Origin of the sequence: Actinoplanes sp. NPDC051475 (assembly GCF_040689425.1) — a bacterium.
Classification (GTDB): Bacteria; Actinomycetota; Actinomycetes; order Mycobacteriales; family Micromonosporaceae; genus Actinoplanes.
Genome location: NZ_JBFAZZ010000005.1, coordinates 219,884 through 243,275 on the forward strand (window position 1 = coordinate 219,884; position 23,392 = coordinate 243,275).

Annotated in this window: 8 protein-coding genes; 6 read left to right on the forward strand and 2 right to left on the reverse strand. The window is 73.7% G+C overall.

Going from position 1 to position 23,392, the window contains the following annotated elements:
* Window positions 1–126 precede the first annotated feature (126 nt).
* On the forward strand, window positions 127–1,050 hold the full coding sequence (locus AB0368_RS12795; RefSeq protein WP_366153997.1) for a putative protein N(5)-glutamine methyltransferase: 924 nt from the start codon (window positions 127–129) through the stop codon (window positions 1,048–1,050).
* Here the strand turns inward: AB0368_RS12795 and AB0368_RS12800 are convergent.
* Window positions 984–2,249 carry a 3-deoxy-7-phosphoheptulonate synthase class II gene (locus AB0368_RS12800; protein WP_366154182.1) on the reverse strand — a complete coding sequence of 422 codons (1,266 nt, stop codon included), beginning with the start codon at window positions 2,247–2,249 and terminating at the stop codon, window positions 984–986. The genes AB0368_RS12795 and AB0368_RS12800 overlap by 67 nt on opposite strands.
* Before the next feature lie 107 nt (window positions 2,250–2,356).
* Between AB0368_RS12800 and AB0368_RS12805 the strand changes: the two genes are divergently transcribed.
* From AB0368_RS12805 to AB0368_RS12825, 5 genes are all read left to right on the forward strand, one after another.
* Window positions 2,357–3,982, forward strand: a complete 1,626-nt coding sequence (locus AB0368_RS12805) for an acyl-CoA carboxylase subunit beta (RefSeq protein WP_366153998.1) — start codon at window positions 2,357–2,359, stop codon at window positions 3,980–3,982.
* 226 nt (window positions 3,983–4,208) lie between these two features.
* The gene (locus AB0368_RS12810; protein ID WP_366153999.1) at window positions 4,209–5,369 is read left to right on the forward strand and encodes a DegT/DnrJ/EryC1/StrS family aminotransferase; all 1,161 of its coding nucleotides are present in this window, start codon (window positions 4,209–4,211) and stop codon (window positions 5,367–5,369) included.
* Window positions 5,366–6,463 (forward strand): Gfo/Idh/MocA family oxidoreductase, encoded by a 1,098-nt coding sequence (locus AB0368_RS12815; protein ID WP_366154000.1) that lies wholly within the window; start codon window positions 5,366–5,368, stop codon window positions 6,461–6,463. Before AB0368_RS12810 ends, AB0368_RS12815 begins: the two co-directional genes overlap by 4 nt.
* On the forward strand, window positions 6,460–7,125 hold the full coding sequence (locus tag AB0368_RS12820) for an HAD-IA family hydrolase (RefSeq protein ID WP_366154001.1): 666 nt from the start codon (window positions 6,460–6,462) through the stop codon (window positions 7,123–7,125). Before AB0368_RS12815 ends, AB0368_RS12820 begins: the two co-directional genes overlap by 4 nt.
* Window positions 7,122–8,057: an ROK family protein gene (locus AB0368_RS12825; RefSeq protein WP_366154002.1), complete on the forward strand. Its 936-nt coding sequence runs from the start codon at window positions 7,122–7,124 to the stop codon at window positions 8,055–8,057. Before AB0368_RS12820 ends, AB0368_RS12825 begins: the two co-directional genes overlap by 4 nt.
* A 54-nt stretch (window positions 8,058–8,111) precedes the next feature.
* Here AB0368_RS12825 and AB0368_RS12830 read toward each other — a convergent pair whose 3' ends face one another.
* Window positions 8,112–23,345, reverse strand: a complete 15,234-nt coding sequence (locus tag AB0368_RS12830) for a type I polyketide synthase (protein WP_366154003.1) — start codon at window positions 23,343–23,345, stop codon at window positions 8,112–8,114.
* Window positions 23,346–23,392: the final 47 nt, after the last annotated feature.

The window sequence follows — 23,392 nt, forward strand, 5'->3', positions numbered from 1 at the left end:
GTGTTCACCCGCGGCGGGATCGGCTATCGTTGCGCTTGCACTCGCCGGTATCTGACGGCGACAGACCTCAGGAGGTGAGACCCATCAACGCTGCAACGGTCGGGACTCACTTCCGGAAGGTCCGTCTTGAACGACACGCTCGTGCACGCCGCCTGCGCGGCAACTGAAACTTCTTCCCGCACTCCTCTCGGCGCCCTGTTCGGCTCCGTCGTCGCGACGCTGCGCGCCGCCGGCTGTGTGTTCGCCGCGGAGGAGGCCGAGCTGATCCTCGACGCCGCCGAACGTGCGGCCGATCCCTCTCGCTGTGCGGAGCTCGTCGACGCCATGGTGGCACGGCGCTGCGCCGGCGAACCGCTGGAGCACATCGTCGGCTGGGCCGCGTTCTGCGGGCTGCGGATCGCCGTCGCGCCGGGGGTGTTCGTGCCGCGGCGCCGCACCGAGTTCCTCGCGGAGCAGGCCGTCCAGGTCGGCGGGGACGCGTCGGTGATCGTGGAGCTGTGCTGCGGTGCGGCGCCGGTGGCCGCGGCCCTGGCCGTACGGTTGCCGCGGGCCGAGATCCACGCCGTCGACATCGACCCCCTGCAGACCGCGTACGCGCGCCGCAACCTGGCGCTGTTCGCGAGCCGGGCGCACGTCCACGAAGGTGACCTCTACAACGGGCTCCCGCAGGGTTTGCGCGGCCGCGTCGACCTGATCGTGGCCAACGCTCCCTACGTTCCCACCGCGGACATCGGCACCCTGCCGACCGAGGCCCGCGAGTACGAGCCGCACCTGAGCTTCGACGGCGGCTCGGACGGCCTCGCGGTGCAGCGCCGGGTCGCCGCCGGCGCCGCGGAATGGCTGGCTCCCGGCGGCCACGTGCTCGTCGAGACCAGCGCCCATCAGGGCGTGCTCAGCCGGGGCGTGTTCACCGCCGCCGGACTGGACGCGTGGGCGGCCTCGTGCGCGGACCTCGAGGCCACCGTGGCCGTCGGGCGGCGGCTTCAGTCGACGGCGAGCTCGCCGAGGGCCTGCCGGGCGGCACGCATCGCCTGCTCGTGTCCCGGGTAGATACCACGGTCGGCGACCAGCGAGGCAATCTCCCATGCCTGGTCGCTGTTCAACCGTGGGTCGCACGCGGTCTCGTACCGCGCGCCGAGATCGTGCTCGACGACCTCGCCACCGACGCACTCGGTGACGTCGTCGCCGGTCATCTCGAGGTGCACGCCGCCCGGGAAGGTGCCGAGTCCGCTGTGGACGTCGAGGTAGCCCATCAGCTCGTCCATGATCCGTTCGACGTGGCGCGTCTTGTGGCCGGTGGCCGAGGTGACGGTGTTGCCGTGCATGGGATCGCACTGCCACACCACCTCGTGCCCCGAGGCGGAGACCTTTTCGACGATCGGCGGCAGCACCTCCCGTACGCGCCGTGCTCCCATGCGGCAGATCAACGTCAGCCGGCCGGGCACGCGGTGCGGGTCGAGGCGCCGCGCGTACTCGACGGCCTCTTCGGGAGTGGTGCGGGGGCCGAGCTTCACGCCGACGGGGTTGGCCACCAGCTCGGCGAAGGCGATGTGCGCCCCGTCCAGGTCGCGGGTCCGCTCGCCGATCCAGAGAAAATGGCCGGAGCCACTGTACGGGTGCCGCCCGGCGAACGGCCCCCGGCGCAGCAACGCCCGCTCGTAGTCGAGGACCAGCGCCTCATGGGCGGTGAACACCTCGCCGCCGCCCGACAGGCGGAGGACGTCGATCGCCGCCGCCGACGCACCGTACGCGCGCAGCATCCGATCCGGATCCGGCTCGCGCACGGCGGGGTCGGCTGCGAAGCCGTTGATCATGTCTCCGCGGTAGACCGGCAGGCCGTCCGCGTCGGTGAGCGCCGAGCGCGGCTTCGCGAACTGCCCGGCCATCCGGGCCAGGCTCACGATCGGCAGTCCCGATCGGCGGCCCAGCTCGGCCGCCATCGCCGTGAGCAGGCCGAGATTGCCTCGCAGGTGTGCCTCGGTGTTGCCGGCGAACGTCTCGGCGCAGTCGCCGCCCTGGAGCACGAACGCCTCGCCCCGGGCCACCGCCGCCAGGCGCGCCGACAGCATGTCGATCTCGTCGGGGCGTACCAGTGGCGGCATGCCGCGCAGCACCGCACGGACCCTCCGGACGTGCGCCGCGTCGCGCCATCCGGGCAGCTGCGCCGCCGGACGGGTGCCGGCGACGGCGACCCGCAGCGCACAACAGCGCAGGGAGTTACCGGCCGGGGCGATCGACCCCGAGGACATCACGTGTCGAGGCTAGGGTGGCCCGTCCATCGCGGCCATCCTCAACGTTTGTAGGCCTTTCCGCGAAGGGTCGGCGGGCGCCTCCAACGCCGTTAAACTCCGCCACCATGAGGACCGCCACTGCCATCGATCCGGTCGAATCCGCTGGTGAGGTCGCCGATACCCCTGACCCGCGCACCACGGCGGGCAAGTTGGCCGACCTCCTCGATCGCATCGACAGCGCGCTGCATCAGGGCAGCGCGGCGGCGGTCGCCCGCCAGCACGCGAGCGGCCGGCGGACGGCGCGCGAACGGATCGACGCACTGCTCGACCCCGGTTCGTTCATGGAGCTCGACGGGCTGGCCCGGCACCGCTCCGCCGTCCCGGCGATGGCGGCGCGCCGGCCGTACGGCGACGGTGTCGTGGCCGGCACCGGCACGATCGACGGCCGCGCGGTCGCCGTGTACAGCCAGGACGCCACCGTGTTCGGCGGGGCCCTCGGCGAGGTGCACGGGGAGAAGATCGCCAAGATCATGGACCTGGCGCTCAAGATCGGCTGCCCGCTCGTCGGCATCAACGACGGCGGCGGCGCCCGGATCCAGGAGGGCGTCAGCACGATGGGGCAGTACGGCGGGATCTTCTACCGCAACGTGCGCTGCTCCGGGGTCGTACCACAGATCTCGCTGGTCATGGGGCCGTGCGCGGGCGGTGCGGTGTACTCGCCGGCGATGACCGACTTCATCGTCATGGTCGACCGGACCAGCCACATGTTCCTCACCGGGCCGGAGGTCATCAAGACCGTCACCGGCGAGCAGGTCGACCTCGAGGGGCTCGGTGGCGGAAACCTGCACAACTCGCGGTCCGGGGTGGCGCACTACCTGGCGTCCGATGAGGACGATGCGCTGGACTACGTCCGGCACCTCCTGGACTACCTGCCGAGCAACAACCTCTCGGAGCCGAAGGCCTACCCCGGCCTGGACACCGGCACGCTCACGGCGGCCGACCTCGAGCTCGACACGATCATCCCCGACTCGCCGCATCAGGCGTACGACATGCACGAGGTGATCACCCGCGTTCTCGACGACGGCGAGTTCCTCGAGGTCCAGCAGATGTTCGCGCGCAACATCATCGTCGGGTTCGGACGGGTGGACGGCCGCAGCGTGGGAGTCGTGGCCAACCAGCCGCTGCATCTCGCCGGCTGTCTGAACATCGACGCCTCCGCGAAGGCGGCGCGGTTCATCCGTACGTGTGACGCCTTCGGCATTCCGGTGCTGACCTTCGTGGACGTTCCCGGCTTCCTGCCCGGCACCGACCAGGAGTGGGGCGGCATCATCCGGCACGGCGCCAAACTGATCTACGCCTACGCGGAGGCGGTCGTCCCGATGGTCACGGTGACCACGCGGAAGGCGTACGGCGGCTCGTACGGTGCCATGGGTTCCAAGCACCTCGGCGTCGACATCAACCTGGCCTGGCCGACCGCGCAGATCGCCGTGACCGGCGCCTCGGGGGCGGTCAGCATCCTCAACCGCCGCGAGCTGGCCGCGCTGGAGGGCGACGAACTGGCCGCGCGACGTGCTCAGCTCATCCAGGAGTACGAGGATTCCGCCAGCCCCTACCTCGCGGCCGACCGCGGCTACGTCGACGCCGTCATCCGGCCCGCGCACACCCGCAGGCAGGTCGCGACCGCCCTGCGCCTGCTGGCGACCAAGCGGGTCGACGGCCCGCCGCGCCGGCACGGGAACATTCCGCTCTGAGCCACCGATTGCGCTGTCAAGTCGAGGGATAGTGGCGCCTCGATCGGCTTCGTATCGTGAGGCGAAGCGCGATCACCTGACCGCGGGACGCCGTCCGGGATTGCTTTCCATCGGGTCGTCCGAACATGACGGCAGGTAAAAGGAATCCTCCCCACGGTGGGTTGCCGAGCTGCTCGGAAATTGCTCATCGCTGCGGGCCGGAGGCAGACAGAAGGAGCACAGCAGAATGAGTCCCCGACCCGCACCGGTCTTTCCGGACTGGCCGCAATTCGACGACACGGAACGCCGAGCCCTCGATCGTGCGCTGAGCCAGGGCCAGTGGTGGCGCATGGGCGGCACAGAGGTGGAGACCTTCGAGCAGGAGTTCGCCGACCACCACGGCGCCCCGCACGCGCTGGCCGTGACGAACGGCACGCATGCCCTGGAGCTCGCATTGCAGGCGATGGGCGCGGGACCGGGCACGGAGGTCATCGTCCCCGGGTTCACCTTCATCTCGTCCTCGCAGGCCGCACAGCGCATCGGCGCGGTCGCCGTCCCGGTGGACGTCGATCCCGACACGTACAACATCGACGTGGCCGCCGTCGCGGCCGCCATCACCCCGCGGACGCGAGTGATCATGCCGGTCCACATGGCCGGGCTCATGGCCGACATGGACGCGCTGGACAAGGTCGCCGCCGACGCCGGCGTGCAGGTGCTGCAGGACGCGGCCCACGCGCACGGCGCCCGGTGGCAGGGCAAGCGGGTCGGTGAGCTGGGTTCCGTCGCGGCGTTCAGCTTCCAGAACGGCAAGCTGATGACCGCGGGCGAGGGCGGCGCGGTGCTCTTCCCGGACGAGGAGCGGTACGAGCAGGCATTCCTGCGGCACTCCTGCGGGCGCCCCCGTACCGACCGCCGGTACCACCACCAGGTGGCCGGCACGAACATGCGGATGAACGAGTTCTCGGCCGCCGTGCTGCGCGCCCAGCTGACCCGCCTCGACGCCCAGATCGCGGTACGCGAGCAGCGGTGGCGCCACCTCTCCGCGCTGCTGGCCCGCATTCCCGGCGTACGGCCGCAGGGCGACGACCCGCGGGCCGACCGGAACCCGCACTACATGGCGATGTTCCGGCTTCCCGCCTGGTCCGAGGAGCGGCGCAACCTGCTCGTCGATCGGCTGGTCGAGGCGGGCATCCCGGCGTTCGCCGCCTTCCGCGCGATCTACCGCACCGCCGCGTTCTGGGAGACCGGTGCCCCCGACGAGACGGTCGACGCGGTCGCCGAGCGCTGTCCCAACGTCGACGCGATCAGCCAGGACTGCGTGTGGCTGCACCACCGGACGTTGCTCGCCTCCGAACAGGACCTCACCGACACGGCAGCCATCGTGGCCGAACTGGTGGCCGCCGTATGACGATCCGCACGGTGCTGATCGGGCTGGGCTGGTCGGGCCGGGAGATCTGGCTCCCCCGGGTGCTGGCCCGCGACGACTACGAGGTGGTGGCCGCGGTCGATCCCGACCCGGCCAGGCGGAAGGCGTTCACCGCCGCGACCGGCCGTCCGGCTTTCGCCGAGGTCGACGGGACGCTCGCCGCGGACGCCGACCTGGCGTTGGTGGCCGTCCCCAATCACCTGCACGCGCCGATCGCGCGGAGCCTCCTCGAGCGGGGCCTCGCCACCTTCGTCGAGAAACCGGTCTGCCTCTCCACGAGCGAGGCGAACGCGCTGGCCGCCGCCGAGCGGAAGGGCGCCGGGCCTCTGCTGGCCGGCAGCGCCTCCCGCTACCGGGGCGACGTGGTGGAGCTGGCCAAGCTGGTGCCCGGGCTGGGCCGCCTGCGCAACGTCGATCTGGCGTGGGAGCGGGCCCGCGGAGTGCCTCAGGCCCGGGGCTGGTTCACCAACCGGGCGCAGGCCGGCGGCGGCGTGCTCGTCGACCTCGGCTGGCACCTGCTCGACGTGCTGGAGGAGATCGTCGGCCCGGTGAGCTTCGACCAGGTCACCGCCACCGCCTCCGACGACCATGTCAACGATCCCCGCTGGTCGGCGGCCTGGCGCCACGATCTGCCGGCTCCCGACATCCAGGTCGACGTCGAGGACACCGTACGCGGATTCCTGGTCGCCGACACCGGGCTGTCGGTGGGGCTGCGCGCCAGCTGGGCCACCCACTCGGCCACCCATGACGTGACCACGATCCGCGTCGAGGGAAGCGAGGGGACCGCGACGCTGCGCACCACGTTCGGGTTCAGCCCGAACCGCGAGCCACGGCCCCGGATCGTCACCGTCCGCCGGGGACAGGTGGGTGAGGTCGCCGTACCGGTCGAGCCGATCGGGATCGAGTACGACCGGCAGCTCGACGACATCCAGCGCCGCCTGTCCGATCCGTCGTCACCGGGCTGCGCCATCGCGGGCGTACGCAGGATCGTCGCGACCATCGAGGCGATGTACGCCTCCGCCGCGCGCCCTGCAATTCCGGTCGGGTCGATCGCGACCGCGGCGGTGACCTCGTGACGGGCGGCCCGGTGCGCAACGTGGTGGTCTTCGACCTCGACGGCGTGCTCGTGGACAGCCACGAGACGATGGGCAGGGCCTTCACCGTGGCGTACGCCGAGGTGGTCGGCGACGGGCCCGCTCCCTTCGCCGAGTATCAGACCTATCAGGGCCTGTACTTCCCGGAGATCATGCGCCGGATGGGTCTGCCCCTCGAGATGGAGGAGCCGTTCGTCCGGGAGAGCTACCGGCTCGCGGACCAGGTCCCGGTCGTCGACGGCGTGGTGGATCTGCTGGAGGAGCTCCGGGTCCGGGGTTTCCGGCTGGCCGTGGCCACCGGCAAGGCCGGCCCACGGGCCCGTTCCCTGCTGACGACCCTGAGCCTGATCGAATACTTCGACCACGTGGTCGGCTCCGACGAGGTCGCCCACCCGAAACCCGCCCCGGACATCGTGCTGCGGGCGCTGAGCCTGCTCGGCGGGCAGCCGGAGGCGGCCGTCATGGTCGGCGACGCCCCGGCCGACATCCGCAGCGCCCGGGGAGCCGGGGTGACCGCCGTGGCGGCGACATGGGCGACCGTGGACGAGGAGGAACTGATCGGGTGCGGCCCCGACCTCGTGATCCACTCTCCCAAGGACCTCCTGCAGGTGTGCCCGCCGATCCCGGTACGAGGTCACGGGTGACTGCTCGGGTCGTGCCACTCGGCCGGGCGCCCCAGCAGGACGCGACCTGGCTCGGTCTCGACCTGGGAGGCACCAAGGTCGCCCTGCGCGCGGAGACGGAGGACGGCGGCCTGGTTCGCGAACACCTCTTCCGGTGGCGGGGGCGCAGCCTCGAGTCGGATCTCGCGCAGCTCGCGGCGGAGGTGTCGCTCTTCCGGCGCCAGATTCCCGGGGGATTCGCCGGGGTCGGTGTCGCACTGCCGGCCACCGTGGGCGGCGACGGGCTCATCACGTCCTGGCCGAACCGCCCCGAGTGGCTCGGCCTGGACGTGCCGCAGACGCTTCACGCACTGTTCGGGGACACCCCCGTACGGTGGGCCGACGACGGCGACCTGGGCGCGCTGGCCGAGGCACGAGCGGCGAACTGTGACGACGTCCTCTACGTCGGGGTCGGCACGGGCGTCGGCGGCGGCCTGGTCGCCGGCGGCGCCCTGGTGCCGGGGCTGTACCGCGGCTCCTTCGAGATCGGCCACCTGGTGACCGACGCGGACGGTCCGATGTGCCGGTGCGGTCGCCGTGGGTGCCTGCAGGCCACGGCCTCCGGGCCGGCCACCCTGGCGCGAGCGGCCCGCCTGCGCGGTGCGGAGGTCGACTACGACGACCTCCAGAAGGGTCTCATCGCGGATGAGGAGTGGGCCGTGCAGTCCGTGGACCGCTCCTGTCATCGGCTCGCCGTGGCGATCACCGGCGTCCGGGAGCTGCTGCATCCCAGCCTGGTCGTCGTGGGCGGAGGCTTCGCCGAGGGGCTGCCCAGCTTCACGGAGAACGTCGCGCGGCACATGGCGACCCTGGCCCGGTCCGGCGTGCCCGCTCCCCTGGTGAAGTCCTCACTCATCGGCGGCCTCTCGACGCTGCACGGTGCGGTGGTCCTGGCCCGTCTGATGCGCGCCTGATTGTCAAAGAAAGGGGGGCGGCGCCTGCTGGCGCCGCCCCCTTTTGCTGCCTGCTCAGACCAGGTCGGCGTCGAGCCGTCCGATGAGGTAGCCGGTGAGCGCCGCCGGCGTCGGATTGTTGAAGACCACCGCCGGGGTCAGCGCCGTACCGGTGTGGCTGCTGAGCCGCCGGGTGAGTTCGAGCGCCATCAGCGAGTCCAGGCCGACCTCGAAGAGGCCGCGCTGCGGCTCGACCGGTTCGTCCGGGCTGAGGCCCAGGACGTCGGCGAGCTGCACCTGCACCAGATCCAGCACCGTCTTCTCCCGGTCCGCGCCGGTCTGGGTGCTCAGCAACTCCGCCCACCGGCTGGTCGTCTCTTGACCGGCCGGCGCCGCGGACGCGGACCGCCTGCGGCCACGGACCAGCCCGCGAAGCAGCGGGGGTACGGCACGGCCGGGTGCGGGAGTCCCCCACCGCTCGGGATGGCCGGGAACGGCGAACCGCTCGCCGGACGTCAGGGCCGCTTCCCCATCGATCACCAGTACCGGGGCATGGCCGTGCTGACGGGAGGCTATTGCCCGCGCGTACCCGTCGGCCGCGCCGGTGGCCGCCTGATGGGCCGGACCGATCAGCCCGGCCGCCGAGGTGATCACCGCGAAGAACACGCCGTGCTCCTCGGCCAGCTCCGCCACGTGCCGCAGCGATGCGGCACGCGCGTCGAGCACGGCGCCGAGCCGCTCCGCATCCAGCTCGGCGATCGGGGTCTCGTCCGGCAGACCCGCGGCGTGCACGACACCGGTCAGCGGATGGCCGGGCGAGATCCCGCGCAGCAGGCGCTGCACCGCGTCCCGGTCCCCCGCGTCGCAGGCCACGACTGTCGCCGTCGCACCGAGCGCGGCGAGTTCGGCGACGAGTGCTGCGGCGCCCTCCGCGTCGGCGCCGCGCCGAGACGCGAGCACCAGGCGGCGGACGCCCTGCTCGGCAGCCAGGTGCCGGGCCACGCGGGCCCCAGCCCGGCCGGTGCCGCCGACGATCAGCACGGTGCCCTCGGGATCGAGCGCCGCCACGGCCGGTTGCGCCACGGGAACCGGCACCAGCCGCGGGCGGTGCAGACGACCTCCGCGAAGCGCGGCCTGGGTGACCCCCGCGGGGAGCACTTGGCCGGGGCCGGCGGGCGCGTCGTCGTCCACGAGGATGAGCCGGTCGGGGTACTCGGCCTGGATGGCGGAGATCATTCCCCACACGGCCGCGGCCGCCGGGTCGAGGGTCTCGGCGGCGTCGATCGCGACCGCGTTACGGGTCCGCACGATCAGCGGGCGCGGCGCCAGGTCGGGCTCGTCGAGCCAGGTCTGGACGACGGCGAGCACGCGACGGCAGGCGGCCGTGGGATCCTCGCCGACCCCCACGTCGAGCCGGGCGACCGCCGTGTCCAGAACGGACGGATCCGCGCCCAGGTCGAAGACATCGTCCTCACTGTCGACACGCACGGCCTCCAAGCGATCGGCGGCCGGCTCGGCGGCCACCCATGCGATCCGCAGCGCGTCGGCGGCGCGCCGCTGCGCTTCGTGCGAGAGCGGCCGGGCCATGATCCGTCCCGCGGTGAGCACCGGCAGGCCGAGATGGTCGGCCGCCGTCATGGCGAGGCCGCCGCCGTCCGGGCGCAGCCGGACCCGCAGCATCGCGGCACCGGCCGCGTGCAGCTCGACGTTCCGCCACACCGCCGGCGTCTCCTGCACCGCCGCGGTGGCCGCCTCCAGCAGCAGGGGATGAATCCCGAAGCCGCCGGCTTCCTCGCGCAGTTCCTCCGGCAGGGCCAGCTCGAGGAAGGTCTCCTCACCGCGCCGCCACGCCGCGCGCACGCATTGACCGCCCAGACCGGCCGCATCAAGGGAATCGGCATCCACCGGCGGCCAGACATCCAGGTCCGTCCCGGGCACGGCCACGGCGGTCGGTGACAGCATGCCCTTGGCGTGCGGCGTCCATACGGTACGTCCACCGTCGGCCGGAGCCGGCGCGGACCGAACAGTCACCGGCCGCCTTCCGGACGCGTCAGCGCCGCCGACGGATACCTGGACGCGTACCGCCGCACCGGCGTCGAGCCGCAACGGCTCGACGAGCTCGAACTCGTCCAGGGTGCCGCAGTCCCGCTCGTCGCCGGCCCGGATGGCGAGCTCGACCCACACCGAACCCGGCACCTCAGCGATCCAGGGCCGGTCATGCGCCGAGAGCCGCGCGACGGCAAGTACGCCGTCCGAGTCGGGCAGGTCCATCACCGTGGTGAACAGCGGGTGGTCGGTGGCGGCCAGCCCCAGCGCCGAGTGGTCGACCGCGGCGCTACCGCGCAGCCAGTACCGCTGGTGGTCGAAGGGCTGGGTGGGCAGGTCCCGGCACAGCTCGCGCCAGTGGGAAGCGTCGATCGGGGCGGCCGCGGACCAGTCGACCGGCAGGCCGACCGCGTAAGCCTCGGCCAGCGCCGTCAGCATCCGTCGCCGGCCGCCCTGGTCGCGGCGCAGCGTACCGATGACCGCGGTCTGCCATCCGGCGTCCTCGATCACGTCGAGGATGGACGGGACGAGACCGGGATGCGGCGACACCTCGACGACCGCGCGCACGTCGGCGGCGATCGCGCGGACGGCCGCGTCCAGCTCGACCGGCCGGCGCAGGTTCCGGAACCAGTAGCCGGCGTCGAGGATCTCGTCGGGGCCGATCCACCGGCGGTCGACGGTGGAGTAGAACCGGCAGGGTCCGACCAGCCCGTGCGCCGGCCGCCTCCCGACTCCGTCCAGCTCGGCCAGCATCGGACGCTCCAGCTCATCCATCAGGAACGAGTGGGATGCGTAGTCCGCCTTGAGCCTGCGGAACCAGATGCCCTGCTCGGTCGCCATGGCCGCGAACTGCTCGATGGCCTCGACCTCGCCGGAGACGCCGACCGTCGCGGGACCGTTGACCGCCGCGATCTCGAGCCGGCCCTCGTAGCCGGCCAGCAGTTCCTCCATCCGGGCCCGTCCGACGCCGACGACCAGCATTCCCCCGGTGGGCGGCAGCCCCGCGGCCAGCCGCGAGCGCACCACGCTGATCCGCAGCGCGTCGCTGACCGAGAGCAACCCGGCGACGCACGCCGCGGCGACCTCGCCCTGCGACGAACCGACCACCACCTCGGGCGCCACCCCGGCGCGGGCCCAGAGCTGGGCCAGGCCGGTCATGACGACGAATCCGGCGGGCTGGATGACGTCGATGCGGGACAGGTCGTTGCCGCCGCCGAGTGCCTCCTCCAGCTTCCAGTCACAGTCGTACTCGTTCAGCAGGTCCTGGCACTTCTGCACCCAGGCCCGGAACTCGGGCGAGTCCGCCATGAGCTCGCGGCCCATGCCGACCCATCCACCGCCCTGACCGGGGAAGACGAACGCCGCACCGGTGCCCGGCCCGGACCGTCCGGTGACCACGTCGTCCTGGATCTCGCCGGCCGCGAGGGCGCGCAGCCGTCCGGCCAGCTCCTCGCGGTCGGTGGCGAGCACGGTGGCCCGCACCTGCTGCGTCGCCCGGCCGTACGCGAGTGCGGCGGCCAGGCGTGGCAGTGGCGCCGTACTGTGCTCGACGGCGTCGGCCAGCCGCGTGGCGACCGCGGCGAGCCGGCCGGCGTCACCGGCCGACAGGACGAACGGCAGCAGCTGATCGCCGTCGGTGGTCGCCACGATGTCGGCCTGCCGCGGCGCCTCCTCGAGGATGAGGTGCGCGTTCGTGCCGCTCGCCCCGAAGGCGGACACCCCGGCGCGGCGCGGCTGACCGGGGCGGGCCGGCCACGGCCGGGCCTCCGTCAGCAGCTCAATGGTTCCGCTGGACCAGTCGACCTCCGGGGTCGGCGCATCCACGTGCAGGGTCGCGGGCAGCGTCCGGTGCCGCAGGGCGAGCACCATCTTGATCACGCTGGTGACGCCCGCCGCCGCCTGGGTGTGGCCGACGTTGGTCTTGACCGAGCCCAGCCACAACGGCCGCTCCGGGTCACGCACGCCGTACGTCGCCAGCAGCGCCTGCGCCTCGATCGGGTCACCCAGCCGCGTGCCCGTCCCGTGCGCCTCGACGGCGTCCACGTCCGCGGGTGCAAGCCCGGCGACCGTGAGCGCCCGCCGGATCACCCGTTGCTGGGCGAGCCCGTTCGGGGCGGTGAGCCCGTTCGAGGCGCCGTCCTGGTTGACGGCCGAGCCGCGGACGATCGCACCGACGTGGTGGTCCTGCGCCTCGGCGTCGGGCAGGCGCTCGAGCAGGACCACGCCGACGCCCTCGGCGTTGCCGGTGCCGTCCGCCGACGCCGCGAAGGCCTTGCACCGGCCGTCGGTCGCCAGGCCGCCGTTCTTGGCGAACTCGACGTAGGCGCCGGGCGTCGCCATGACCGTGACGCCGCCGACCACCGCCAGCGAGCACTCGCCGTTGCGCAGGGCCTGGATGGCCAGGTGCATAGCGACCAGCGACGAGGAGCACGCGGTGTCGACCGACACGGCCGGCCCGGTGAATCCGTACGCATAGGACACCCGCCCGGACGCCACGGAGACCGCGCCGCCGGTGCCGCGCAGGCCGTCGGTCTGCGCGTCGCCGCCGAACATTCCGTAGCCCTGGCCCATGACGCCGACGAACACGCCGACGTCCGTACCGCGCAGGGCGGCCGGGTCCAGGCCCGCGTCCTCGAACGCCTCCCACACGACCTCGAGCAGCAGGCGCTGCTGCGGGTCCATGGCCATCGCCTCGCGCGGCGAGATGCCGAAGAAGCCGGCGTCGAACTCGGCCGCGTCGGTCAGGAATCCGCCGGCGCTCACCGGAACCGTGGACAGGTCCCAGCCGCGGTCGGTGGGCAGCGGCGAGAGGCCCTCGCCGCCGCCGGCCAGCAGGTCCCAGAACTCGTCAGGGCCGTGCACGCCGCCCGGCAGCCGGCAGCCGACCCCGACGACGGCGATCGGGGTGGTGGGGTTCGACGCCACCGGTGCCGCGGACTCGGTGGGAGCCTCGCCGCCGGTGAGCCGCTCGCGCAGGAAGCGTGCCAGCTCCCGCGGGGTCGGGTAGTCGTACACGAGGGTCGCCGGCATGGCGAAGCCCGCCGCGGCGCTGAGCCGGTTGCGCAGCTCGACCGCACCGAGCGAGTCCATCCCCGCGGACTGGAAGGCCGAGTCCGGCGCGATGTCGCCGCCCGAGGCGTACCCGAGGATGACGGCCACCCGGGACCGGACCAGCGCCAGCAGGCTCTTCTCCTGCTCCGCCTCGGACAGTCCGGCGAGGGAGCGCGCCAGATCGCCGGCGGCTTCTCCGCCGGCACGCCGGCGCACCCGGACCAGGTCACGCAGCAGCGGCTGGACCGATCCGCCGGCGGCCGCGTCGGCCCGTGCGGCGGCGAGATCCAGCTTGATCGGTACGAGCAGCGCCTCGCCACCGTCCACCGCTGCGTCGAAGAGCGCGAGACCCTCCTCCGGCAGCAGCGGCGACACGCCGGCGCGACTCATCCGGGCCCGGTCCGCGGCGCCCAGGTTGCCGGTGATGCCGCCGTCCTGGTCCCACAGGCCCCAGGCGAGCGAGACGCCCGGCAGGCCGCTCGCGCGCCGGGCGGTCATGAGCCCGTCCAGGTAGGCGTTCGCCGCGGCGTAGTTGCCCTGCCCCGTGGAGCCGAGCAGCCCGGCCGCGGAGGAGAACGCGACGAACGCGGCGAGATCGCGATCGCGGGTCAGCTCGTCCAGGTGGCGTGCGGCGTCCGCCTTCGGGCCGAGAACCGTGGCGAACCGATCCGGCGTCATCGCGGCGATGAGGCCGTCGTCGAGGACGCCGGCGGTGTGCACGACGGCGGTCAGCGGGTGGTCGTCCGGGATTCCGGCGATCAGCCCGGCCACGGCGTCGCGGTCCGCGACGTCGCAGGCGGCCACGGAGGCCGCCGCGCCCAGCTCGGCCAGGTCGGCCACGAGCGCGCCGGCGCCCTCCGCCGCAGGTCCACGCCGGCTGACCAGCAGCAAGTGCCGGACACCACGGGTACGCACGAGGTGACGCGCAACGAGCGCGCCGAGCGAGCCCGTGCCGCCGGTGATCAGGACCGTGCCCTCGGAGTCCCACTCTGCGGGCTCTGCAACCGGGGTGTCCGCGGGCGCCAGCCGAGGAGTCAGGAAGCCCGTGGCCCTGGCAGCGACCTGCGGCTCGTCGAGGGCCAGTGCCGTCGCGACCGCGAGCTCGGTGTCCACGTCTGCGGCCACGTCGAGCAGGAGCACCCGGCCCGGCATCTCCGCTTGGAACGCACGGACCAGGCCCCACACGGCGGCCGAGGACACGTCGGTGACGGTGTCCGCCGCGCCCCGGGTCACGACGACGAGCCGGGTCTCTGCCGGAGCGTCGAGCTGCCATGCCTGGAGCATGGCGAGGACGTCGCCGAGCAACGGTTGCGGAAGGCGGCCGGTCGGCACCTCGTACACCGCGGCGTCGGGGGCGCCGGTGAGTGCGGCCAGGCCGGCGGCGTCTTCCACGCTGACCGTCGTGGGTCGCTCCTGCGGCAGGTCCGGCATGACCGCCGCCTGCCAGGCCACCCTGTACATGGCGTCCGCGACGGGGTTCGCGCCCAGGTCCTCGGGGCGGATCGGCGCGGAGGCGAACGACCGTACGGACAGGACCGGCAGGCCCGCCTCGTCGGTCGCCGCGATGCTCCACCGGCCGTCGTCGAGCGACGTGAGGCGGGCCCGCAGCCGGGTGGCGCCCGTGGCGTGCAGAGCGACGTCGTCCCAGCGTGCGGGGACCGTACCCGGGGGCGTCACCGTACGCGTCAGCGCGTCGAGCAGGACCGGGTCGAGACCGAACGCGCCGGCGTCGCCGGGCAGTGCCACCTCGACGAAGGTGTGCTCGCCGCGGCGCCAGATCTCGTGCAGCCCGGCGATCTCCGGATCCGTCTCGGCCCGCTCGGCGCCGGCCGGCGGCCAGGGCTCGCCCGACCGTGGTTCCGCGGCGGCGGTGCTGCCCGTCCACAAGGTGCCCTCGGCGTGCCGGATCCAGGCCTCGCTGCCGTCGCGCACGCCGTAGATCGCGAGCGGACGGCTGCCGTCGGCGGTGGCCGCACCGACCACGACCTCCACGCGCACCGCGGCGCCGGACGGTACGGCGAGCGGCGTCGCGTACGTCAGCTCGCGGACCGCGCCGCAGCCCACCTCGTCGCCGACCCGGATCGCCAGGTCAACGAGCGCCGCGGCCGGCACCACCACGACGTCGTGGATCCGGTGCTCGGCCAGCCACGGATGGGTGGTGAGCGCCAGGCGTGCCGTACCGATCAGACCGCCGGTGTCCGGGGCGGCGACGATGGCCGACAGCAGCGGATGGTCGACGTCCACCTGCCCGAGGGCGGCCGCGTTGACCGTGCCGGTGCCGGACTTGAGCCAGTAGTGCTTGCGGTCGAAGGCGTACGTCGGCAGCGCCACGACGGGTGCGCCGGCGGGCACGAGGGCCTGCCAATCCATCGGCACGCCGCGCACGAAGAGCGTGGCGAGCGCGGTGATCAGGGTGTGCGGCTCGGCCTGCTGGTCGCGCAGGACGGGCACACACATCGTCTCGTGCTCGGATCCCGCCGCCGTCTCCAGCACCGCGGCGGACAGGCCGGCGCCGGGCCCGAGCTCGACGAACAGCCTTCCGCCCTGCTCGATCGCGGCGCTGACGCCGTCGGCGAAGCGCACCGTGCGCCGCACGTGCTCGACCCAGTAGCCCGGGTCGGTCAGGTCGCCGTCCTGGTGGGCGACGATGCGGATTTTGGCCGGATTCCAGGTGACCCCGGCGATCGCCGCCCGGAAGTCGTCGAGCATCGGATCCATCCGGGCCGAGTGGAACGCGTGCGAGACCGGCAGCCGGTGCACCTTGCGACCCTGGGCCCGCAGCGTCTCGATGGCGGCGAGCACGCCCTCCTCGTCGCCGGAGAGCACGACGGACGAGGGCTGGTTCACCGCCGCGAGGCAGACGCCCGCCCCGAGGAACGGGCGCACCTCGTCCTCGGTGGCGGCCACCGCGGCCATCGCGCCGCCGGCGGGCAGCGCCTGCATGAGCCGGCCCCGGGCGGCCACCACGGTCGCCGCGTCCGCCAGCGACAGCATGCCGGCGACGTGCGCCGCGGCGAGCTCGCCGATCGAGTGGCCGAGCAGCAGGCGGGGTCGTACGCCCCACGACTCGACGAGCCGGAACAGCGCCACTTCGACCGCGAACAGGGCCGCCTGGGTGTAGACCGTCTGGTTCAGCGAGGCGCTCTCGGAGGCGAACACCACGTCCCGAACGGGCGCGTCGACGGCGCCCCCGAGACGCTCGTCGAGGAGTGCGCACGCTTCGTCGAAGGCTGCCGCGTACACGGGGAAGCGTTGATAGAGGGCGCGGCCCATGCCGGCCCGCTGGGCACCCTGGCCGGGGAAGACGAACACCAGCGACGCCGCGGCGCCGGAGGACACGGCACCGATGGCCGTACCCGGGGCGGCCTCGTCCGCGGCCAGCGCGTCCAGCCCGGCGAGCAGGGCGTCACGGTCAGCCGCGGCGACGACCGCCCGGTGCGCCAGGAGGGCGCGGTTGGCGACGAGCGTGCGCGCCGTACCGGAAAGGGAGACGCCGTCCGCCACCGCGGCCCGCAGCCGCTGCACCTGGCCGGTGAGGGCCGCCTCGCTCTGTGCCGACACCACGAACGGCAGGACGTCGCCGGGCTCGGCCGGAGCCTCGGACACGGCCGGGGCCTCCGCCGGAACCTGCTCCAGGATGAGGTGGGCGTTGGTGCCGCTGATGCCGAAGGAGGAGATGCCCACCCGGCGCGGCCGGTCCACCTCGGGCCACGACCGGCCCTCGGTCAGCAGCTCCACCGCCCCCTCGGACCAGTCGACGTGCGGAGTGGGCTCGTCGACGAAGAGCGTGGGCGGCAGCTCCCCGTGCCGGATCGCCTCCGCCATCTTGATGACCGCGGTGACGCCGGCAGCCGCCTGCGTGTGGCCCAGGTTGGACTTCACCGAGCCGAGCCACAGCGGCCGGTCGTCCGGCCGGCCCTGCCCGTAGGTGGCGATGATCGCCTGGGCCTCGCTCGGGTCGCCGAGGGTGGTGCCGGTGCCGTGCGCCTCCACCGCGTCGACGTCGCCCGGGGCGATGCCGGAAGCGGCGAGCGCGGCGCGGATGACGCGCTGCTGGGCGAGGCTGTTCGGGGCGGTGAGGCCGTTGGACGCCCCGTCCTGGTTGATGGCGGAGCCGCGGATCACCGCCAGCGGCCGGCGCCCGTTGCGGCGGGCCACGGAAAGCCGCTCCAGCACGACCACGCCGACGCCCTCGGAGAGCACGGTGCCGTCGGCCGCGGCGGCGAACGCCTTGCACCGGCCGTCCGCGGCGAGGCCCCGGGCCCGCGAGAAGCCGGTCAGGCCGACCGGGGAGCCCATGACGGCGACGCCTCCGGCGAGGGCCATCTCGCACTCGCCCTGGCGTAGCGCCTGGGCCGCCAGGTGGATCGCCACGAGGGACGAGGAGCACGCGGTGTCCACGGTCATCGCCGGGCCCTCGAGGCCGAACACGTACGACACCCGGCCGGAGGCGACGCTGCCGGCCGTCGCGGTGGTGGTGAAGCCCTCGAACTCGGCCGGTACGTCCGCCAGGTCGCCGAGGTAGTCGTGGATGGACATGCCCGTGTACACGCCGACGGGGCTGCCGCGCAGCGCGGACGGGTCGATACCCGCCGTCTCGAGCGCCTGCCACGTGGTCTCCAGCAGCAGCCGCTGCTGCGGGTCCATGGCCGTCGCCTCCCGCGGTGAGATGCCGAAGAGAGCCGCGTCGAAGTAGCCGGCGTCGTGCAGGAAGCCGGCCTGGCGGGCGTACGTCGTACCGGCGTTGTCGGGGTCGTCGTCGAAGAGGCGGTCGACATCCCAGCCGCGGTCGTCGGGCAGCCCGGACATGCCGTCACGGCCCGCGGCGACGAGATCCCAGAGCTCAGCGGCCGTGGTGACCCCGCCGGGCAGGCGGCACGCCATACCGACGATCACCACCGGGTCGTCGCCGACCGGTGCCGTGCCGACGGCCGGCAGAGCGGGCGCGGGGGTGCTCCCGGCAGACCCGCGGACCTTCTCGAGCAGGAATTCGGCGAGCTGCCGGGGCGTCGGATAGTCGAAGATCAGGGTCGCCGGGAGCTTGACCGCGGTCGCCGCGGTCAGCCGGTTGCGCAGCTCCACCGCGGTCAGCGAGTCGAATCCGATGTCGCCGAAGCGGCTGCCGTCGCTGGAGGGGTCCAGCTCGGCCAGGCCGAGGACGGTCGAGACCTCGGCGCGTACGACCTCGAGCACCAGTTCCGTCTGTGCCTCGGGGGCGAGCCCGGCGAGGCGGCGGCCCAATGCGCCCTTCGCGCCGTCGGCGCCGGCCTGCGCCGCGCGCCGCGGCGGACGGACCAGTGACCGGAACAGCGCGGGAACGGTGCCGTCCGTGCCCGCCTCGGCCCGGACCGCGCCCAGATCCAGACCGATCGGCACGAGCAGCGGGTTGGCCGCCGCGATGCCCGCGTCGAAGCTGGCGAGCGCCTCGGGCGTCGGCATCGGGCGTACGCCGCCCCGGCTCATCCGGGTCCGGTCGACCTCGGCCAGCCCGCCGGTCATGCCGGTGGCCGGGCTCCACAGTCCCCACGCCAGCGACACGGCGGGCAGGCCCGCGGCGGCTCGGGCGGACACGACCGCGTCGGCGTACGCGTTGGCCGCCGCGTAGTTGCCCTGGCCGGCGGAGCCGAAGACGCTCGCGGCGGAGGAGAACACGGCAAAGACCTCGGGCGCATGTTCGCGAGTCAAGGCGTCCAGCAGGCGCAGAGCCTCGGCCTTCGGCGTGAAGACGCGGGCCATGCGCTGCGGATCGAGGCCGGCGATGACGCTGTCGTCCAGCACCCCGGCGGCGTGGATGACGCCCGTCAGCGGGTGGTCCGCGGGGATGGCGTCGAGCAGCGCGGCGAGCGCGGCGCGGTCGGTGACGTCGCACGCGGCCACCTCGACCGACGCGCCCAGCTCGGTCAGCTCGTCGACGAGCGGGCCCACGCCCTCGGCCGCCGCGCCGCGCCGGCCGGCCAGGATCAGCCTGCGGACGCCGTGCTCGCGGACCAGGTGCCGGGCCAGGACGGCGCCGAGCACGCCGGTGCCGCCGGTGATGAGCACGGTGCCCGCCTCGGCGAATCCCGGCGCGGCGACCGGCTCGGTCAGCCGCGCACGGCCGAGGCGCGGGGCCAGGACGGCGTCCGCCCGGACCGCGACCTGTGGCTCCCCGGCGGCGAGCGCGGTCACGAGCGAGCGCTCGCGGTCGGCGCCGGGCTCGACGTCGACGAGGGTGAACCGGCCCGGGTGCTCGGCCTGCGCCGAGCGCAGCAGCCCCCAGACCGCGGCACCGACCGGGTCGAGGACCTCGCCGGAGGCCGGCACCGCGCCACGGGTGGTCACGACCAGCGGCACCGACGCCAGCACCGGCTCCTCCAGCCAGGCCTGGAGCACCCCGAGGACCCGGTTCAGCACCGGCAGCGGCTCGGCGTCCCGGTCGCCGGCGAGGTCCAGGATCGCGAGGTCCGGCAGCGGATCGCCGAGGTCCTCGGCCATCGCCAGCCGCACGACGTCGCCCGAGGTCTCCACGACCATCGGGTTCGCCGGTGGCGTCGCGACGCCCGAGGGCAGGCGCGTCCAGTCGACCTGCCACAGCGATTCCGGCACCTGCCGGCCCGACCGTGCGGGCAGGTCCGCGATCGGAAGCGAGACCAGGGATTCCATGGTCAGCACCAGCGCGCCGGCCTCGTCCGCGGCGTCGAAGGACAACGCGTCGGGGCCGCAGGGCGCGACCCGGACGCGGAGGGCACCGGCACCGGCCGCGTGCAACCGGACGCCGTTCCAGGCGAACGGCAGGACGTTGCTGTCGTCGGCGCGCCGGTGGAAGGCGTTGGCGTGCAGGGCGGCGTCGAACAGCGCGGGGTGGATCCCGAACTGGTCCACCTCGTCCAGGTAGTCGGCCGGCAGCGCGGCTTCGGCGAAGATCTCCTCGCCGCGCCGCCAGACCGCGGTCAGGCCGGCGAAGGCCAGCGTGTACGCGTACCCGCGGTCGGTGAGGTTGTCGTAGAAGTCGTCGATCGCCTCGCGGACGGCGCCCGGCGGCGGCCACTGTCCGAAGTCGAAGCCGCTGCCGGAGGTCTCGGCGTACGAGTCCGACAGCAGGCCGGCGGCGTGACGCGTCCAGCCCCCGTCGCCGCGAGAGCTGTGCACCTCGACCGGCCGGCGCCCGGAGGCGTCCCGGCCGCCGACCGCGACCTGGAGCCGGATGGCCTCGTCGGCGGCGAGCACGAGCGGCGCCTCGATCACCAGCTCGTCCAGCACCCCGTAGCCGAACTCGTCGCCGACCCGGATCGCCAGGTCGACGTACGCCGTGCCGGGCACGAGCACGTTGTCCTGGATCCGGTGGCCGGCCAGCCAGGGGTGGGTAGCCAGCGACAGCCGCGACGTGCACACCAGGCCGTCCGTCTGCGGCAGCTCCACCACCGCGCCGAGCAGGGGGTGGTCGCTGGTCGTCTGCCCGAGCGACTCGGCGCCCGCGGCGGTGCCCGGCATGGTGATCCAGTACCGCTGGTGGTCGAACGGGTACGTCGGCAGCTCGACCCGCGCGGACGCCGGCCCGGACGGCACGAGGGCGGACCAGTCCACCGCCACGCCGCGGACGAAGGCCTCGGCCGCCGAGGTGGCGAGCCGGGCGGGCCCGTCCTCGTCCCGGCGGATCGAGCCGACGGCGAGCACGTCCGCGTCCAGCTCCACCCCGATCTCGGTGATCGACGGCACCAGGACGGGGTGGGCGCCGAGCTCGATGAAGATCCGGTGGTCCTGCGCGATCAGGTCGCGGACCGCGGGCTCGAAACGGACCGTCTGGCGCAGGTTGCGATACCAGTACGCGGCGTCCAGCGCGTCGTCGTCCAGCCACCTCGCCTCGACCGTCGAGTAGAACGGGATCTGCGGCACCGGCCGGGCCAGCCCGGCGAGGTCCGCGTGCAGGGCGGTCCGCAGGTTCTCGACGTAGTGGCTGTGCGACGCGTAGTCGACGGGGATCCGGCGGTACCGGATCTCGCCGTCCTTGACCTGCGCGGCCAGCTCGTCGAGGGCGGCACCCTCGCCGGCCACGACCACGGCCGAGGGCCCGTTGAGCGCCGCGACCTGGAGCCGGTCGCCCCAGGGTTCGATCAGCGCGCGTACGGCGTCCTCCGGCAGCCCGATCGACGCCATGCCGCCGCCGGGAGGAAGCAGCTTCGCGATCGCCTGGCTGCGCAGGGTCACCACGCGGGCGGCGTCGGCCAGGGACAGCGCACCCGCGACGCAGGCCGCTGCGATCTCGCCCTGGGAGTGGCCGACGACCGCGTCCGGCACCACGCCGAGCGATTCCCAGACCGCCGCCAGAGCGACCATCATGGCGAAGCAGGCCGGCTGCAGGACGTCGACGCGGTCCAGGTCGGCGCCCTCGCCGCGGAGGACGTCCACGAGCGACCAGTCCACCCACGGCTCGAAGGCCTCCTGGCATTCCGCGATCCGGGCGGCGAAGACCGGCGACGTTTCCAGCAGCTGCCGGCCCATGCCGACCCACTGCGTGCCCTGCCCGGGGAAGACGAAGACCGTCTTGCCGGGCCCGGTCGCCTCGGTCGCCCCGGCGACGGTGCCGGGCCCGGTGCGGCCCTCGGCCAGCAGCTCGAGCCCTGCGCGCAGCTCGTCCCGCGTCCGCGCGACGACCACCGCGCGCCGGTTCATCACCGCGCGCTCGGTCGCCAGGGCGCGGGCCAGATCACCGAGCGGGGTGTACGCCGCCACGGTCTCGCCGAGTCGCCGGCTCAGGCCGGCCAGCGCGGTGGCGGTCTTGGCGGAGACGATGAAGGGCAGCGCCGTGTCCGGCTCGGCGGCGGGGGCCGCGATCTCGCCCTCGACCGCCGGGGCCTCCTCGAGGATCATGTGGACGTTGGTGCCGCTGGCGCCGAACGACGAGATGCCGCAGCGGCCCGGCTGTCCGGTCTCGGGCCAGGCCCGTCCCTCGGTCAGCAGTTCGACCGTTCCCGGCGACCAGTCGACCTGCGGGTTCGGGGCGTCGACGTGCAGCGTGGCCGGCAGATACCGGTGCTGCAGCGAGAGCACCGTCTTGATCACGGCGGCCACGCCCGAGGCGCCCTGGGTGTGGCCGAGGATCGACTTGACGGAGCCGAGCAGCAGCGGGCGCTTCGGGTCGCGGCCGCGGCCGTACGTCGCGAACAGCGCCTGCGCCTCGATCGGGTCGCCGAGCGTGGTCCCGGTGCCGTGCGCCTCGACGGCGTCGACCTCGTCCGCGGACAGGCCGGCGGCGGTCAGCGCGCTGCGGATGACGCGCTGCTGCGCGGGCCCGTTGGGGGCGGTCAGCCCGTTGGACGCGCCGTCCTGGTTGACGGCGGAGCCGCGGATCACGGCGAGCACGCGGTGCCCGTTGCGCTGGGCGTCGGAGAGCCGCTCGAGCAGCACCACGCCGACGCCTTCGGCCCAGCTGCTGCCGTCCGCGGCGGCTGCGAACGACTTGCACCGACCGTCGAAGGCGAGACCGCGCTGGCGGGCGAACCCGACGAAGCCGCCGGGGGTGGCCATCACGGTGGCCCCGCCGGCGAGCGCCATCGTGCACTCGCCCCGGCGCAGCGCCTGCGTCGCCAGGTGGATCGCGACCATCGACGACGAGCACATGGTGTCGACCGTGACCGCGCCGCCCTCGAGCCCGAGGCAGTACGCCACCCGGCCGGACGCGATGCCACCGGCGCTGCCGAGCGCCCGCTCCAGGCTGAGGAAGTCCTCCGCGCCGGCGAGGTCCGGTGCGTAGTCCTGGTGCACGATTCCCGCGTACACGCTGGTGGTGGTGCCGCGCAGGCTGTCCGGGTCGATCCCGGCGCGTTCGATCGTCTCCCAGCAGACCTCGAGCAGCTGCCGCTGCTGGGGGTCCATCGCCGTCGCCTCCTGCGGGGAGATCCCGAAGAAGCGCGCGTCGAAGTCGGCCGCGTCGTGCAGGAACGCGCCCTGGTTCACGTACGTCGTGCCGGGCGTGTCCGGGTCCGGGTCGTAGAGCCGCTCGAGGTCCCAGCCGCGGTCGCCGGGGAACGGCGTGTACACGTCGGTGCCCTCGGACACGACCTTCCAGAAGTCCTCAGGTCCCGCGATCCCGCCGGCGAAGCGACACCCCACCGAGACGATGGCGATCGGTTCCGAGGCCGCGGCCAGCAGCTGACTGTTCTTCTTCTTCAGCCGCGCAGTCTCTTTGACCGACTCACGCAGAGCCCTGATGAGATCCTGTTCCGACGTACTCATGGCGCCGACGTTAGATTTCCGGGTCGCCGGCCGGATCCCTCAGCCTG